4 protein-coding genes are annotated in these 16227 nt (G+C 69.9%); 3 read left to right on the top strand and 1 reads right to left on the bottom strand.

Translation table 11 applies throughout. From position 1 onward, the window contains the following. The first annotated feature begins 352 nt into the window (after window positions 1–352). From ABD332_RS41875 to ABD332_RS41865, 3 genes are all read left to right on the top strand, one after another. Window positions 353–3625, top strand: coding sequence for an AAA family ATPase (locus ABD332_RS41875; RefSeq protein WP_344509359.1), 3273 nt, complete (start codon window positions 353–355; stop codon window positions 3623–3625). Window positions 3626–3932: 307 nt separating this feature from the next. Continuing rightward, window positions 3933–9101, top strand: a complete 5169-nt coding sequence (locus tag ABD332_RS41870; RefSeq protein ID WP_344509357.1) for a RecQ family ATP-dependent DNA helicase — start codon at window positions 3933–3935, stop codon at window positions 9099–9101. Window positions 9102–9105: 4 nt separating this feature from the next. Then, complete coding sequence (locus ABD332_RS41865) at window positions 9106–15696, top strand: helicase-related protein (protein WP_344509354.1); 6591 nt, start codon at window positions 9106–9108, stop codon at window positions 15694–15696. Window positions 15697–15757: 61 nt separating this feature from the next. Here ABD332_RS41865 and ABD332_RS41860 read toward each other — a convergent pair whose 3' ends face one another. After that, window positions 15758–16210: a GIY-YIG nuclease family protein gene (locus ABD332_RS41860; protein WP_344509352.1), complete on the bottom strand. Its 453-nt coding sequence runs from the start codon at window positions 16208–16210 to the stop codon at window positions 15758–15760. Between the last annotated feature and the right edge of the window lie 17 nt (window positions 16211–16227).

The following is a 16227-nucleotide window of genomic DNA, read 5'->3' as shown; positions in this document are numbered from 1 at the left end:
ACGCGCTGTTCGCCGAGACCTCCAACGCAGCAGCCACGCCCAACGCCGTGACGCCCTCCGCGAACAGCTCCCCGGCCCGACGACGCACCAACTCCCGCCGCTCCCGCGCAGCCGAGTTCAGACCACCGCCATCGCCGTACCGCATACCCCCAGCACACCGCCGCCACAGGCCAGAGCGATCACCCACAAAGAAGGAGCAACCCAAACCCTGACCCCGAAAGGTCTCTAGTAGTCGGCGCTGCGGGGGAGACCGCCGTCTCCAATCGATGGTTGAGTGCCCGTGCCTGAGCTTGCGGTGGCGGGCACAGGTGGCCGTGTCCCGGTACAGTGCGGCGCACGGGAGGGGCACAGAATGAGTGTGGTGCTGCGGGTCGCGCGGGGCTGGCCGGGTGAGTATCCGTCGATCGCTGCGGCGATCGCGGCCGCGCCGCCAGGGGCGACGGTGCTGGTCCTACCAGGTGACTACCAGGAGTCGGTGGTGCTGACCCGAGCGGTTCGGATCCAGGCCCGTGACGGTGCCGGTTCTGTGCGGTGGCGGTCGGCGCGGGGAGCGGCCGTTCACGTCCGTGGTGGCTCGTCGGTCCTGAGCGGGCTGTCGATCGCTGGTGACGACCGGGATTTCGCCACGGTACTGGTTGACGCCGGCGAGATCCTCGTCGAGGACAGCCACTTGGAGGGCGTCGCTTCGGCTGTCTTCGTCCGGGGTGGTGCGGCCACCGTGCGTGGGTGCTCGCTGCGTTCGATTGCGGCGGACGGTATTCAGGTCCGCGACGGGAAGGGCGTCGTCGAGCGGTGCACGATCGGCCCTGTCGGGGTGAGCGGGATCATGGCCGACAACGCGGCGGTCGCGGTGTCCGCCTGCACCGTCACCGGTGCGGCCGGCAACGGTCTGTACTGGCACAACGGCGCCTCTGGTGAGTGCGTCGATGTGACCGTCACCGGAAGCAAGATGCCGGCCATCATGGTGGCGAACGGCGCCAGGCCGGTCGTGCGGCGGGCGCGGCTGCGTGAGCTCGCCGCGCAGGCGATCGTGGTCCGCGGCGCCGCCGGCACGTTCGAGGAGTGCACCGTCGAGCAGGTCGATGGAGCCAGCGCGATCGCGGTCGAAGCGGGTGCGACGCCCCGGTTCGAGCACGTCCAGCTGCGGCGCATCAACGGCCTGGGGGTACAGGTGAGCGGCGACGCGGCACCTGTGATGCAGCACGTGACCATGGAGTCGGTCGCCTCCCAGGCGTTGGGCGTGACCAACGCCAAGGGAAGGTACTCCCACTGGACGGTGCGCGACGTCGCGGACAAGAGTGTGCCGGCGGTCGGCATCCAGGGGCCGACGGCCGAGGTGTGGCTGGACACCCTGGCCTTGCGCGATGTCGGCGTCGGCGTCGTCCTTTCCCAGGGCGCCGCGACCATGTCCGGCGTGAGCATCGAGCGGGCCGAGGGGTCCGGCATCGTCGTGCAGGGTGCCCGGCTGGTCGCCAACGACGTACGGATCAACTCCGGCGGGCAGACGGGCATCGCCCTGAGCAATGCGCGCGCCACGCTGACCGGTGTCAGCGTCACCGACAGCATCGTGGGCATCTACGTCGGCGCTGGCACGAGCGGCGAGCTGATCCGGTGCGCCACCACCGGTAACCGCCGCGACGGCATCCAGTTCGACGCGTGCGGCGAGATGGAGGTGACGGACTGCACCGCCACCGGCAACGCCGAGGACGACGTCTGGCTCAGGGGCGGCGAACCGGTCACGTTCGCACGTCACGTCGGCCCATTGCCCGAGGGGGCGCGCGAGTCAGCGCCCGCAGGCCAGGGCAGGAGCGGACCGGTGAACGGCGGCGCGGGCAGGGGCGGACCGGTGAACGGCGGCGCCCACTCCAGCCCGGCGGGCGGTCAAGCCAGCAGTACAGCGGCGACACAGAACTCGGACCAGGCCGCGCCCGCGGAGCAGGGCCCCCACCTCGACACGGCACTCGCTGCGCTCGACGCGATGATCGGCCTGGGTCGGGTCAAGGAGGAGGTGCGCAAGCTGGTCGACTTCGCCGACTACCAGCGGCGCCGGGCCGAGCGTGGGCTGACGCCGGTGTCGTTGGAGCGGCACCTGATCTTCACGGGACCGCCGGGCACCGGCAAGACCGAGGTGGCGCGGCGCTATGCGGCGATCGCCTCCGCCCTCGGCCTCATCGCGCGCGACCACGTCGAAGAAGCGGATCGGGCGAAGCTGGTCGGCTCACACATCGGTGAGACGGAGAAGCGCACGCTCGCCGCGTTCGAGCGTGCTCGGGGTGGGGTCCTCTTCATCGACGAGGCCTACGCGCTCGCGCCCGCGAGCGGCAACGAGGAGAGCAACGACTTCGGCCGGCTGGCGATCGACACGCTCATCAAGCTGATGGAGGACCGCCGGGACGAGGTCATCGTGATCATGGCCGGTTACCCGAACGAGATGCGCAAGCTCCTGGACGTCAACCCTGGCCTGCGAAGCAGGTTCACCACGACGATCAACTTTCCGCACTACACGGTCGAGGAACTCGTCGAGATCGTCGAGAAGTTCGCGGTGGACGAGGACTACGTCGTGCCCGGCGAGACCCGCGCCGCGTTGACCGCGACGCTGATCCAGCTCAGCCGCGCCGCCAACTTCGGCAATGGGCGAGCGGCCCGGATGCTGTTCCAGGCGATGCGGGAGAACCTGGCTCGCCGTTCAGCCCGCAACGACGCCTATGACGTGGCGGCGTTGACGACGTTGCTGCCCGAGGACGTGACGGCGGCGCGAGCAGCCTCGGGCATCGCCGCTGGAGTGGGGGTCGCCGACCAGGAGGAGACGCAGCGGCTCCTCGCCGAACTCGACGCGATGGTCGGCCTCGGCGCGGTCAAGCGGGAAGTGGCGACGCTGGTCGCGCAGGTTGAGATGGCCCAGCACCGTGCCGCGCTCGGACTGCCTGCGCAGCCGCTGAGCCGGCACCTGATCTTCGTGGGCCCGCCGGGCACCGGCAAGACCTCGGTCGCCCGCCTGTACGGTCGGCTGCTCGCCGCGCTCGGCGTCCTCGCCGACGGCGGCATGGTGGAGGTCAGCCGGGCCGACCTGGTCGCCGGGTTCGTCGGCCAGACCGCGCTCAAGACGACCTCACGGTTTGAGGAGGCCCGCGGCGGCGTCCTCTTCATCGACGAGGCCTACACGCTCTCCGCACACCACGGTCCCGGTCACGACTTCGGCAGGGAAGCGGTCGACACGCTCGTGAAGCTGATGGAAGACCACCGGGACGAGGTCGTCGTGGTGGTCGCCGGCTATCCGGCCGAGATGGACCGCTTCCTGATCACCAACCCGGGACTGCGCAGCAGGTTCGGCCGGCGGATCGAATTCGCCCAGTACACCGTCGACGAGCTGGTCGCCATCTTCCACCGGATGGCGTCCGAACAGCATTACCAGTGCCCACCGCAGACCCTGGCAGCTGTACGGGCAGCGCTCGACGCCCGCTCGTCGGACACCAGCGAACCCGACGACTCCTTCGGCAACGCCCGCGCCGCCCGACAGCTCCTGGAGTCGATGACCGGCCGCCAGGCGATGCGCCTGCGCGGCACCGCCAACATGGACAGGGAAGCGCTGACCACCCTGCTGCCGGAGGATTTGGAGGACGCCTGAACGGCGCCGCCGCCGGCCGGAAACAATCGTCCGGTCGGCTGTGAATGGCGGTACACAACCAGGCAATGATCAACCAAAAATGCCTCAACGCCCGGTCACAGACGGTTTCAAACGCTACCCATCCGGATGATCCGAGACCGGCACAGTAGTCCCTATGTTAGGGGCCTCTGGGGCACCGTGCCTTACCAATCCCCCTGAGCCAGCGTGCTGTCCGCGTCGGCCCACGCCATTTGCTCATGTCGGCGGGGCGCAGGGCGATGCACCAGAGCGACGGCGTGCTCATGCAAGGGGGCGAAGGTTGCGCGGCTTGTTGCCCCCGAACCTCGGGTTGGCGCGCGACCTGCTGACGCAGCGAGGACCGCTCTCGCCGGAGGACCTCGCGGCCGCGCTCCGGGACAGTGGAATCGTTCTGGGGCCGCCACGACTCGCAGGTCTGCCGGAACGTTTCCCGGACGCGTTCGGCCGCGACGACATGGGTCGGCTCATCATCCCGACCCTCCGCGTCGCGCCTGAGCCTCCGACACCTCCCGATGTCCCCACCGAGGCCGAGGGCGACGGGATGCCCGCGTGGTTGACGGTCGCAGCTGCGCCGCCTATCGCGGTGAGCGACCTGGTGGTACTGGCTGCCGGGCCGCTGCGCAACGAGCACGAGACGGTCCGGGATTTTGCGGTCATCCGGCTGGACGACACCAGCAGCGCATGCCTGCCCGGCGACGGCGACCAGGCCGGCCCGTTGCGGAAACTGGCCGAGGGCGCCTCGGCCGCGGTGGGCTTCGGGCTGTCAGATCTTCCGACCAGCCCATACGCGGCTCTCACTGCTGCCCTGCCGAGCGCACTCATCGATCTCCGGCTGCTGGCGCTCCTGCACGAACCCGCCCGGCCGGCCAGTCGCCTGAGCGACCTGTGCGCCACCCTCGGCGTGACCTATGGGGATGGTCTTCTCGATCAGGCACAGGCCGCCGCGGAATGCCTGCGGGCGCTGCTGGCGAAGGTCGATCCGGCCGACGCATCCTGGCGACTGGCGCGTGCCTGCCTGGTAGCGGGTGGGTTGGATCTCGCCCGGGTTCTTCCGGACGTACCACTTCCGCAGGGCGCGACTGACGGACTGTCCTGCGCCACCGACCCGCTGTTGACCCCGCCGGCTGTGAGCTCGGCACCGTCTGGAGCACGTGACGCAGTACGCCAGGTCCTTGCTCACCTCGACAAGCTGGGATTCACCGCCCGCCGGTCGCAGGAGGAGATGGCGAGGACGATCGCCGAGGTACTGGACGATCAAGGTCTGCTCGCCATCGAGGCGCCGACGGGCACGGGAAAGTCCCTGGCCTACCTGGCACCGGCCGCCGGCCGGGCAGCACGGGCAGCGCGTCCCGTCGTGGTCGCCACCGCGACGAAGGTGCTGCAGCAGCAGTTGCGCCGGGACGTGGCCAGGATGCAGCAGCAGGGCATGTTCGCCGCGCCGTTCCGGCAGTTGTTCGGAGTGGCCAACTACCTGTGCACGCGTGAAGTCGCGGTCAACCTGGAAGCATCGGAGGCAGACGCCGGCGCCGACCATTGGCTGGCGTTGGCGGTCGCGGTCCGGGCGCTGGCGACCTCGGAGGCAGGCATCTGGGACGACGTCGCCGATGCCGACGTGGTGAGCACACGGGCCGACTATCGGGCCGCGCGGGAGGCGCTGCGCACCGACGCCCCTTCCTGCGAACGGTTCGACTGCGCATGGGCGGCGCAGTGCCCGCTAATGACCCGGCTCGCCGGCGTGCGCGAGCGACCGGGTGTCGTGGCGGTCAACCATGCGCTGATCGCGACGTGGGCGAAGCTCGCGCAGCAGGGCCACCGTCCGGGTGACCTGTTGTCACCCGCCGGCGCTGACCTCGTGTTCGACGAGGCTCATGACCTCGAGGACTCACTCACCGCCGCCTGGACCGAGGCGGTCGGATCGCCACAGCTGCATGGCCTTGCCGCCAGGCTGGACGGCCGGACGGGTCTGGATCGGCACGTGCGCCGTCTGGCCCGTGCCGGTGTGCAGCTTCCCGGAGGACGGAACCTTCGGGTCCTGGCCAACCAGCTGCGACGTGAGACAGACGAGCTGACTGCCGCGGTGACCGGCTACCTGCACGAGTACGGCGGGGCCGGGCGCTCCACGGTGCTCCGGCTGGGCGTTGTGCGCAGCCGTCCCGAGTACCGGCAGCTCGCCGAGGCGGTCCGAAAATTCGGCGACTGCCTGCACGACGTCAAGCATGAGGTGGACGCGGTCGAAAGCGCCGTCCGGGCTCTCGCTCCCAACGGCGCCCGGCAGCGGATGCTGGCGCGCGTCACAACCATCCGGACGGCCGCCACCGCTCGTGCCGTCCGGGAAGCCGGCGAGATCCTGGCTCGTCTGCGCAGCCTGCCCGATGAACACTTGTGGGTTTACCTGCTGTCCGGTGTCGACGACCTCACGGACTGGACATTTTCGTGTATCCCGATCGAGGTCGGGTCGGCGTTCGCGGGCGGCATCGTCCGGGCGGCGCGCAGTGTCACGCTCACGAGCGCGACGTTGACCGCAGGGGGCACCTTCGAATATCTCGGCACCCGGCTGGGGATCACCGTTGAGCCCGGCGCGCTCGATCCGGCCGTCTTCGAGGGGCGGCAGCTCAGCAGCCCGTTCGATCACGAACGGCAGTCGGCGGTGGTGCTCACCAATCATCTTCCGGCGCCGGTGCCGACTCAGGAGCAGGAGTTCATCGAGGAGTTCGCCCGCGACCAGGTCGGCCTGCTGTCCCTCACCGGCGGCAGAGCGCTCACGTTGTTCGCGGCCCGGCGCCGGATGGAGGCGGTCGCGGACCTGGTCCGTGAGCGGCGCGACGCGTTGGAGCAGCGCGGTGTGAGCCTGATGGTGCAGGGAGAGGCAGGATCGGCGGAGATCGCCGAACGGTTCCGCCGGGATCTCGGCACGGTCGTGTACGGCGTGCGCTCGTACTGGCAGGGCTTCGACGCACCCGGGGAAACGCTGAGCTACCTGGTCATCGAGAAGCCGCCCTATCCGCATCCGGACGATCCGGTCGTGGCGGCCCGGGTCCGCGCCATCGCCGATCGCGGCGGTGACCCATTCCTGGAGTACGTGGTCCCGAAGACGGCGATCCTGCTCGCCCAGGGTTTCGGTCGTCTGATCCGGGGTGAGGCCGATCGTGGCGTGGCGTTGATCGCCGACCGGCGGATGCAGTCCCCTGGCACCGCCAACCGGATGCTGCTGGAGACGCTCCCCGGCCCACAGGTGTACCACGCGCAGGACCGCGACGATGCGTGGCGTTTCGCGGTGCGGTTCGTCACGGGCGAAGAGCCTGATCTGGCTGAAGCGCTCGCCCTTGCCGGCAACGATGTGGATGCCGCGCTCGCGGAGTTGCGGCTACACGAGGGCGAGGACCCTGAGGCGAAACTGCGGGAGGCCGCCCGCCGCCTGTTCGGCATCGAAGAGCTGCACGACGAGCAGTTGCGGTTGATGACAGCGCAGCTCGGCGGTGCTGACACGGTGGGCATTCTGCCGACCGGCATGGGCAAGTCGCTGTGCTTCCAGCTTCCAGCGCTGCTGCGCCCGCAGGACCGGGCGACCGTCGTGGTCAGCCCATTGGTGGCACTGATCAAGGATCAGCTGGATGACCTGCGTGGTCGCCGCGGGTTGCGGGGCGTCCAGGGCATCACCCAGTCGACGCCGTCGACGGTCCGGACGGAGATCGTCCGCGATCTCGCCGCCGGCAAGGTGCGGCTGTTGTACGTCTCGCCGGAGCGTCTCGTCCGTGACCCGGTGTTACGGATCGCTTTGGAGCGCCAGGATCTTGCAGCGCTGGTGGTGGACGAGGCGCATTGCGTCAGCGACTGGGGACACGACTTCCGGCCAGAGTTTCGGCGGGTTTCGACGGCCGTCGCCCACCTCGGCCGAGCGCCGAGGATGGCGCTGACCGCGACCGCCACGCCGCTGGTCGCGCAGGACATCGGCCAGACCCTCGAGCTGGATCGACCAGTGACCGTCAGCCGGCCCGCGGACCGCCCTAACCTGCGCTTCCGTGTGGTCAAGGTGACCGGTGAGCGGGATCGGGCTCGTGAGCTGCTGCGCGTTGTCACCGCCATGGATGGTGTCCCCGGCGTCGTGTACGCGTCGCGGCGCGCGGTCACCGAAGAGGTCGCCGCGTTGCTGCGCCGTGCCGGCGTCCGCGCCCGGCATTACCACGCGGGGATGGTGCCCGAGCAGCGTGAGGCCGTCCAGGACGACTTCCTGGCCGGCACGACGCAGGTGATCGTGGCGACGAAGGCGTTCGGCATGGGGGTGAACAAGCCGGACATCGGCTGGGTGGTGCACTACGACCTGCCGGACTCGCTCGACGCGTACGTGCAGGAGTCCGGGCGTGCGGCGCGTTCACCGCAGCTGACGGGTGAGTGTGTGCTGCTGTACAGCGGCGGCGACATCGCACGGCGGAGGTCACACCTCGCCGACACCGGCGAAGCGCGACGGCTTGCCCAGGTCACGATGCTGCTCGGCCTGCTGCCCCGGCAGCAGCATCGCGGCGGCGATGTCGTCTTCGACCAGGAGGAGCTCGCCGACGCTGTCGGCGTCGAACCCGATGAACTCAACGTGCTGCTCGCCTGGCTGGAGCGCACCGGCGCGTTGGAGCAGCGGCCGGACTGCTCGGCACGTGGGACCGTCCACGTCGGGTTACGTGAACCGGAGGACATGGCAGCCCGCCGCCGCTTTCGCGAACTCTCGGTGCTGTTGAAGCTGCGTCCGCAGGTCGCCAGCCGCATCGACTTCGACGCCCTGCGCGACGCCCACGGCATCGATCCCGACGACTTGGAACGAGACCTGGTCGACTGGTCGCTGGACCGCCTGGTCACCTTCGCCTCGTCGCGCCGCTACCGCCGTGTGCGGCTGCTGTCCGAGCGGGTGGACGCGCGGATGCTGTCGCGTGAGGTTGACCGGTGGAGCCAGTGGCAGCGCGCGCAACTGCAGGCATTGCTGTCCTATGTGGAGAGCGGTACTTGTCGCCGATCGACGATGGTCGAATACTTCGGGTTCCCCTCTTACCGCTGCGGTCCCGGGCATGAGGTGTGCGACAACTGCGGCGGGGTGTCGGCAGGGCGGGACCTTCCGGCTTCGGCGGTGCCCGACCCGGAGCATCTGGTGAACGCCGAGCTGACCGTGCTGCAGGCGGTGGCGTGGGCCAGCGCGCTGCCGGTCGGCCGCTACGGCGAGAGCGGACTCAAGGCCGCGGTCCTCGGCGCAGAGACGATTGCCGGCCGCCCTCTCGGCGCCGGACTGCAGCGCTGCCCGCAATTCGGCGCGCTGCGCTACCTGCGCGCTGCCGAGCGTCGCTGGGACACCGCGGTGTCGGCGCTGCTCGAGGGCGGCCTGATCGACCGGGAGAAGGCGCAGCGCGACGAGCGGACCTACACCACATTGAGCATCACCGTTGAGGGACGGAAGCGACTCGGAGGCGGAGTTGGTTGAGCGGATGAGCGTCGAGCGGACGGTCACCGAAGCCATGCTCGACACCGGCGAGATCTCGCTCGGCCCCGCCGAGCAGCGACGACTCGATCTCGGCGACCAGTCCGCCTCGTTGACGGTGACGGTCGACGGCGAGCAGCTGCCCGTCGTATGGACCGCAGGGCGGCGCAACCTGTCCGGCGAGTCGCTTCTGGAGTACCTGCAGGACACCGCGCGGATCGGTGACCTGCTCCGGCTCGAGCGCCGTGCCGATGGCGCGATGGAGCTGGTCGTGCATGCCCCGCTGACGAACTTCTCCGGCACGTCCTCCCCCGGCTGGCCAGTCGCTGCGGCGACGCTGCCGACCGCCTCGCCTGACGTGCCGGCAGCACCCGCGCGCTCCGGACGGCGGCGACTGGCGCGTCGCGCCACCCGCGGCGGCCGGTACCGCCTGCGGCAGCCCGAGGAGTACACGTGGCACGGCAACATCGGCTTCTTCAAGGAGGCACAAAGCCATCTCCTCAAGGCGCTCCGCGAGCGGGGCTGGGATCCTGTCGACGCGGTCGAGATGCGCCTGGAGGGCGAGCGGCTGGCGACACTTGACCAGTTCGATGAGCTGCTGGCCCTCGACGCCGCTCACATCGAGCACATGCCGCATCAGGAAGCGGCCGCACGGACGGTGCTGACCCGGATGGGCGGCCGTGCCGTGCTGGCGGACGAGGTCGGCCTGGGCAAGACCGTCGAGGCCGGTCTGATCCTCAAGGAACTCCTGCTGCGAGGGCTGGCCGATCGAGTGCTCATCGTCTGCCCCGCTCCGCTGCGCGAGCAGTGGCGGCAAGAGCTGCTGGAGAAGTTCGACGAAGAGTTCGTTGCCGTCGTCAGCGGCCAGGACCCGTCGGCGTTCGAGCACGACCGGATGATCATGACGCAGCACCTCTTGGTCCGCAACGCGCACCGGCTGGGCGAGCCGTTCGACCTCATCGTGCTCGACGAGGCGCACCGCCTTGCCACCGCCGGCGCAAAACGCGGCCGCGAGGTAGTTGGAGAGCTCATCGCTCAGGCGCCTCGCACGCTCTTCCTCACCGCGACTCCGGTGCAGAACAGCCTGCTGGAGCTGTACCGGCTGATCGAACTGCTACGGCCCGGGACGTTCCTGTCCGAGCGCGACTTCACGTCACGCTTCGTGGACAACCAGGATCCGCGCCGCCCGGTCAACGCGCCCGAGTTGCGCAAGCTCATCAGCAGCGTGGTCGTGCGGACAACACGCCAGCAGGCAGGGGTCGACCGGGTCCACCGGATGCCACCGATCGATCGAGGGGTGCGGCTCACCGAGCCCGAGCGCCAGCTGTACGACCTGCTGCTGGACACCCTGCGCAACCGGATGACCGCGCCCGGGGACACGATGCGCCGGCGGCAGCTCGCACTGCGGCTCACCGCGTCGCCGCAGGCCGTCTCGCGCAGCGCACTGCGGATGGCGGAGCGGCACCCCGACCGTCAGGTCGGGAAGGTGCTCACCGAGATCGGTCACCTGGCCGGCGACATCCACCACACGGCCCGCGAACAGGCCGCGTTGCAGATCCTGCGGCCCTGGATCGATGAGCACGGCCGCGTCCTGGTCTTCACCCAGCACACCGACACGCTGCTCGGCCTGCTGCGGCTGCTTGACGCTGAGGGCATCACCGCGGTGCCGTTCCACGGCAGCATGAGTCACACCGCCCGTGCCGAATCCGTGGCACGCTTCCGCGCCGGCAAGGCCGCTGTGCTTATCTCCACCGACGCCGGCGCCGAGGGCCAGAACCTGCAGGTGAGCAACTGTGTGCTCAACTACGACCTGCCATGGAACCCGATGCGGGTCGAGCAACGGATCGGCCGGGTCCACCGGCTCACCCAGACACGCAACGTCCACATCGCCAACCTGTTCGCCTTCGACACCCTCGACGAGCAGGTCTACCGGCTGCTGCACGACAAGCTGGCGATGTTCGAGCTGCTCTTCGGTCAGGTCGTCACCGTGCTCGGCGAGCTCGACGGCGCCGACCAGGACTCCAGCATGGAGAACCGGGTGCTGGAGGCGCTGTACCAGAAGAGCGACGCCTCCATGCAGCACCGCCTCGACGAGTTGGGGCGTCAGCTGGAGCAGGCCCGGAGCCGCGCGATGCAGATGATGACCGCTGACAGCAGCCTGAGCCAGTGGCTGGCGCAGCACCGCGCGGAGCGCTCCGTCCGGGCGGCCGAGCCGCAGGCGACGGAACTGCTGCCGCAAGCGGCGGACCGGCCGCGCCGACGGCAGAAGGACCTTGAACAGTTCGTCTGCCAGTTCCTCGCCCGGGCCGGTGCTCAGCTGGAACAGCCGTCGGAAGGGTTCACCATCGTCACCCTTCCCCGGGACCTCTCCAAGGCGTTGGACGGCCGGGAACAGCTCTACCTGGCATTCACGAACGCCGCCCTGGATGCCCACCCGGACGCGGAGCTGTGCGTCGTCGGCTCTGAGGTCTTCGACGAGCTGCTGCGGGCGCTGCGCGTGCGGGGTGATCTGAGCGGCTCCGTGCCACGCATCCCCGGCGTCCACCAGCGACCCGTCGTCGCCCACACCGCCGACGTCCGCCTGGTGGAACGACGTATCGAAGCAAGCGACGACTGGTCGGCCCGGGCGACCTACCGTGTCCAGGAGGGCGCCGCAACTGGCAATCAGCAACTGGTGACCGTCGACATCGGACAGCGGCCGGCCGATGGCGCCGACCGGGATCCGCTGCCGGACGGCGCCGATCTCCCGGTCGAGCTCACCGAGCCGGAAATCCTGGCAACCATCGACCGCGCGGCGGCCAACCACCTCAACGAGGAGCTGAAGCAGGCGCGGCTCGCCGATCGCCAGCGACAGCAGGAGGCCCGTAAGCAGCTGATCGACAACCTGAGCCAGCAGTTGAAGGAGGCCAGCACCCGGCACGCCTGGGGCGGTGGCCACTACGAGCAGATGGAGCGCCGCGAACAGCTCACTCGAGCCCTCCAGGCAGCGAAGGCGTCCACCGTCACCGAGCAGCACTTCGAACTGCGGGCCGAGCTGCTCACGGTGGAGGTGCACAGCTCCGACGAGCTGTACGTGGTGGAGCAGTGGGAGCACACTGCCGGCCCCCGGCGGGAATTGCGGTACGCGTGGAGTGGCGACCCGGCCGACCACACGCCAACCTGTGAGGCCACCGGAGCTCCGGTGCAGACGCTGGCCCTGTGCGCCGACGCCCATGTCGTCGACGCCGCGGCGCTCGCAAGCTGCGAACTGTGCGCTCGGCAGCGGTGCGGTGCCTGTGGACCACGACTCGCCGTGGCCGCCTGCGCGGCATGCGGCCGCATGGCCTGCGGAAGCTGCCGCAAGAGAAGTGCGCTGTGCGAGGAGTGCCGGCGCCCGGAGCGGGCACCCGACCTCGACAGCACATGGGAACGTGGCTGGCGGCTCGGCGCAGGGGCGCAGGTCCTCGTCGGGACCGATCACGCGATCCTTGTCGCGGCCGACGGCACCCGGACCACCATGGTTCCCGATGCACACCTGGACGATCCGGCCCGGGTCCGGTTGCGTGGATTGGCGGCGCGGCTCGGCCTGCCGCCCAGCGTCGGCCTGATCGCCGAGGCGGCGCCGGACGCAGCTGAGCTCACCGAGGCGGCGGTATGGGCGCAGGTGGAGCGGTCGGTGTGGTGGACCACGGCAGAGGACCAGGGCCCGCACGTCGACATGCTCGCAGCCGAGTGCCTGCCGGATCTCGACGGTCCGCCGGTCGATGGAGAAGCCGCCGCCGGGCTCGCGGCCCTGCTGGCCAAGCTCCGCGGGCGAAAGGCGGCGCCGCAGGTGCCGGCGGTCGTCGTGATGCCGTTCGCCGCGGTACGCCGCGTCGACGTGCTCGACGGGCAGTTCGTGTATGAGGAGCTGTGGCACGACGGCACCGGCGGGCCAGCGCTTGCCGTGCACGACACCCAGCCCTTGAAGCCGAGTGAGCACGCGGTGGCGCCGAACTGCCGGCCGGTTGCCCGCACGACGGTCGGCCCGGTGACGGTCGACGTCGACGGAGTGCACCGCTCGTACCTCTGCCGCCTCACCGACGGCGCCCACACCGAGACGGTGTTCATCCCCGGGGTGGCCGGTGCGGTCGCCGCCGACGAGGAACAGCTGGCCCAGATGGTTGCCGATGCCGGCCTGCCTACCAACCGGGTGGTCGTGCGGCATCCGTGGCCAGGCGCGAGCGCCGATGAGCTCAAGTACACCCCCGCCGCCCCTGACACTCAGGTGAAGCGCCAGGTCAGCGTCTCCCGCGCCCTTGTCGACCTTGTCGACTCGCAGGAGGGCGAGCCGATCACCGGCCGAATTCCTTCCGGAAAGCGGCGTACCAGCTTGGCCCCGGCCGCCCACCTCGACGATGTCCAACTTCGTGATGCTCTGCGTGAACTGTCGCCGCTGTCGTTCGTCGCGCTGACGCCCGTCCTGAGCGTCGACGAGCAGTGGTCGTCCACGCACGGCAAGGCCACACGGCGCTATCTGGTGGCGCCCGCCGCGCCGGTCGACGCGAACCTGCTCTCAGACCGGACGCTGGTGAAGCCCGGCGAGATGCTGCAGGCATCGCCAGAGGACGACGCCGCCGCTGACGTCGCATTGTCGGTGGACTGCAGAGGGCATCTGCATGACAGCACCCGAGGCTCCTCATGCCCCGTCTGCATGCTCGCCTACGGCAGATGCTGCGGCGACGACGGAACGATCATGCCGTGCCGGACCTGCGAGCGCCCTGCGTGCGGCGTGTGCCGGGCCGGCCAGTACACCGACATCGTCGACACCGTGTGCGATCGGTGCGGCGACCACTCGTGCCGCGACTGCTCCCATCGCCTATCTCTCTCCGCGTGCGCACTGTGCGGCCGTAAGATGTGCGGCACCTGCATCGCCGGAACGATGTGCCTGACCTGCCACCGGCTCGCCCCGGCGACCGAGGACGACATGCGGCTGCTCCCCGCTGAACTGGCCGCCGAAGGCCTCAGCGTGCTCGTGGCAAACGACCCGGCCGCCACCGTGGCCCTGCTGGTCGGCAAGCACCGCACCGAGTTGGCGCTGTTCTCCGGCACGAAGGTGCTGGCATGGGAGACGCTGCGGGACGATCCGGCGCCCGTCCTGCAGGCACGTATCCAGGCGGCCCGGCTCATCGGCGCCGGCGACATCGACATCCAGCAGCTCGACGCGCAGACGCCCTCGTACGACTCGGATGAACTGGTGCTGGAGCGGCACCCAAGCAGCCAGCTGCTCTGGTTCGCTGAACATGGCGGTGAGTGGAAGGCCGGCAATTCGCCTCGCCCCTCCGGCATCCTGACCGCCGCCGCTGTAGACCCTGCCGCACTCGCCGAGGCCCAGCAGCAGTTGTCCGAGGCCACGGCCGCCGGCCCGCTGCCGACAGCGACTCCTGCCTCGCGTCGCGAGACGGTGCTGCGCCACGCCGGCAAGGCGAGACCAACCGCCGGCCAGGCGACACTCGTCATCTGCCGCCAACGTACCGAGGACGCGATCCTGCTCGACGCCCGCGGGCTCGTCCGCCGCTGGAGCGAGGGCGTCACGACCTCCGACGAGGTCGCCGCGTGGCGTGTACCGCAGGAGCCGCTGGACTGGGCGCTGCGGGGCTGGCTTCCGGCTCCGGAACTCGTCGCCGTCTCCAAGCTCGGCGCGTACACCGCCGTCGTCGCCGCGATCGGCGACCACGCCCTCCTCGGCCTCCGCCACGGCGACAAACCCCCGACCTGGCACCCGCTCAGCTGGGACCGTGACGACCTCAGGCGTGGAGCCTTGGGCGCGGCCCTGCTCGGCCGGCCCGCCCTGCTCTCGATCAGCACGATGACGGCACGCTCCGGGCTGCGCGGACCGACGGTTCTCGGCGCCCAGCCGCACACGCGCCAAGTCACCCCGGTTCTGGCACTCGACGCCGAATCCCAGACAGGTACGTCCTCGGTAGCGCCGGCAGCTGCCCTCATTGAGGTCGGTATCGCGGAGCCGTACACCCCGGCGCTCACTGGCACGCTTCCGGAGGCGCTGACGAGCTCGCTCCTCGGCGTCGTGCGGCGACGCACCATCGAACACCTGCACGGTGGCATCGGTCTGCATGTCGACGAACAGTGGCGCCTCGCCAGCGGGGAACTGGTTCCCGTCGCGTACCAGGTTCCGCCTGGGCAGCTTGACGGCTACATTCGCGACGCCGTCTCCGGCAGCCCGCTGCGCATGGTCCCGCTGTGCCGGTCGCACCACCCCACCGAGCAGCAGTCCACCTGCTCGTCCTGCCTGACCGCCACCTGCGGCGCCTGCCTGGACGCCGTCCGCCCCTGCGCCCTGTGCGGCACGAACCTGTGCGGCCGGTGCGTAGCCAGCCGCGACGGCCGGTGCCCCGCCTGCGCCGTCCTGCAGAAGGCCGGCCTGCTCGAACGTCGCAAGCTGGACGTCCCCCGCGGTGGCACCGCCTGGCACGGCCAAGCCGCCCACACCCGCGTCGTCGTGCGCCAGGTAGACGACGAGTGGTCACTGGAACGAGCCGACGCCCTGGGCCAGGTCCAGCTAATCCTCGAGGGCGAATGGCTGCAGAGGGTCCAACAGATGACCTCGTCCGCGAAGTAGAACGCCGGTTTATGCCGGTCGATGAGCCTCGCTGCACGGACCCTCAACAGCGCTTGGCTTCCTACTCTTGGCTCGGCACCCGCCGATTGAAGCGCGGTTTGAACGCCAGGATCAATGTGTCCTTCACGCCCTCCGGATTGTCCGTCTCGTACCAGCGGACCGCGCACTGCCCCAGCCAGGCCGCGATCTCGGCGGCCGATGCAGTGTGGTCGGGCGTATCGAGATCCTGGCCGACCTGGTCGTGCAGCACCGACGAGCCGCGGTTGCCGGTCAGGTGCTGCCGGAGCCGGCGCCGCAGATCGCCCGTCGACCCGACGTAGGCGACCACATTCCGCTCGAGCACCACATGCACGCCAGCCGAGCTGGGTGCGCTCGCGGCGGTTTCCGGGGTGTACGGCTGAGCGTCGGAGAAGTCAGCAAGCAGATCGCCGTACGACAAGTCAGACATCGGCCAACGATAAACAGCACCGTGCTGACCAAGCGGTTTGGTGTCGCGGTGCAGCTTCGTCGTCATCAAGCATCCGTGGCCAC

The sequence above is a fragment of the Dactylosporangium maewongense genome, assembly GCF_039531485.1.
Lineage (GTDB): Bacteria > Actinomycetota > Actinomycetes > Mycobacteriales > Micromonosporaceae > Dactylosporangium > Dactylosporangium maewongense.
Note: the sequence above shows the minus strand (reverse complement) of the source record. Positions and strands in the feature narration are given on the sequence as shown.

What these genes read in the sequence shown, in the direction of transcription:
- ABD332_RS41875 (WP_344509359.1), top strand. Translation starts at nt 353, where the DNA reads ATGAGTGTGGTGCTGCGGGTCGCGCGGGGCTGGCCGGGTGAGTATCCG.
- ABD332_RS41860 (WP_344509352.1), bottom strand. Translation starts at nt 16,210, where the DNA reads ATGACGACGAAGCTGCACCGCGACACCAAACCGCTTGGTCAGCACGGT.
- ABD332_RS41865 (WP_344509354.1), top strand. Translation starts at nt 9,106, where the DNA reads ATGAGCGTCGAGCGGACGGTCACCGAAGCCATGCTCGACACCGGCGAG.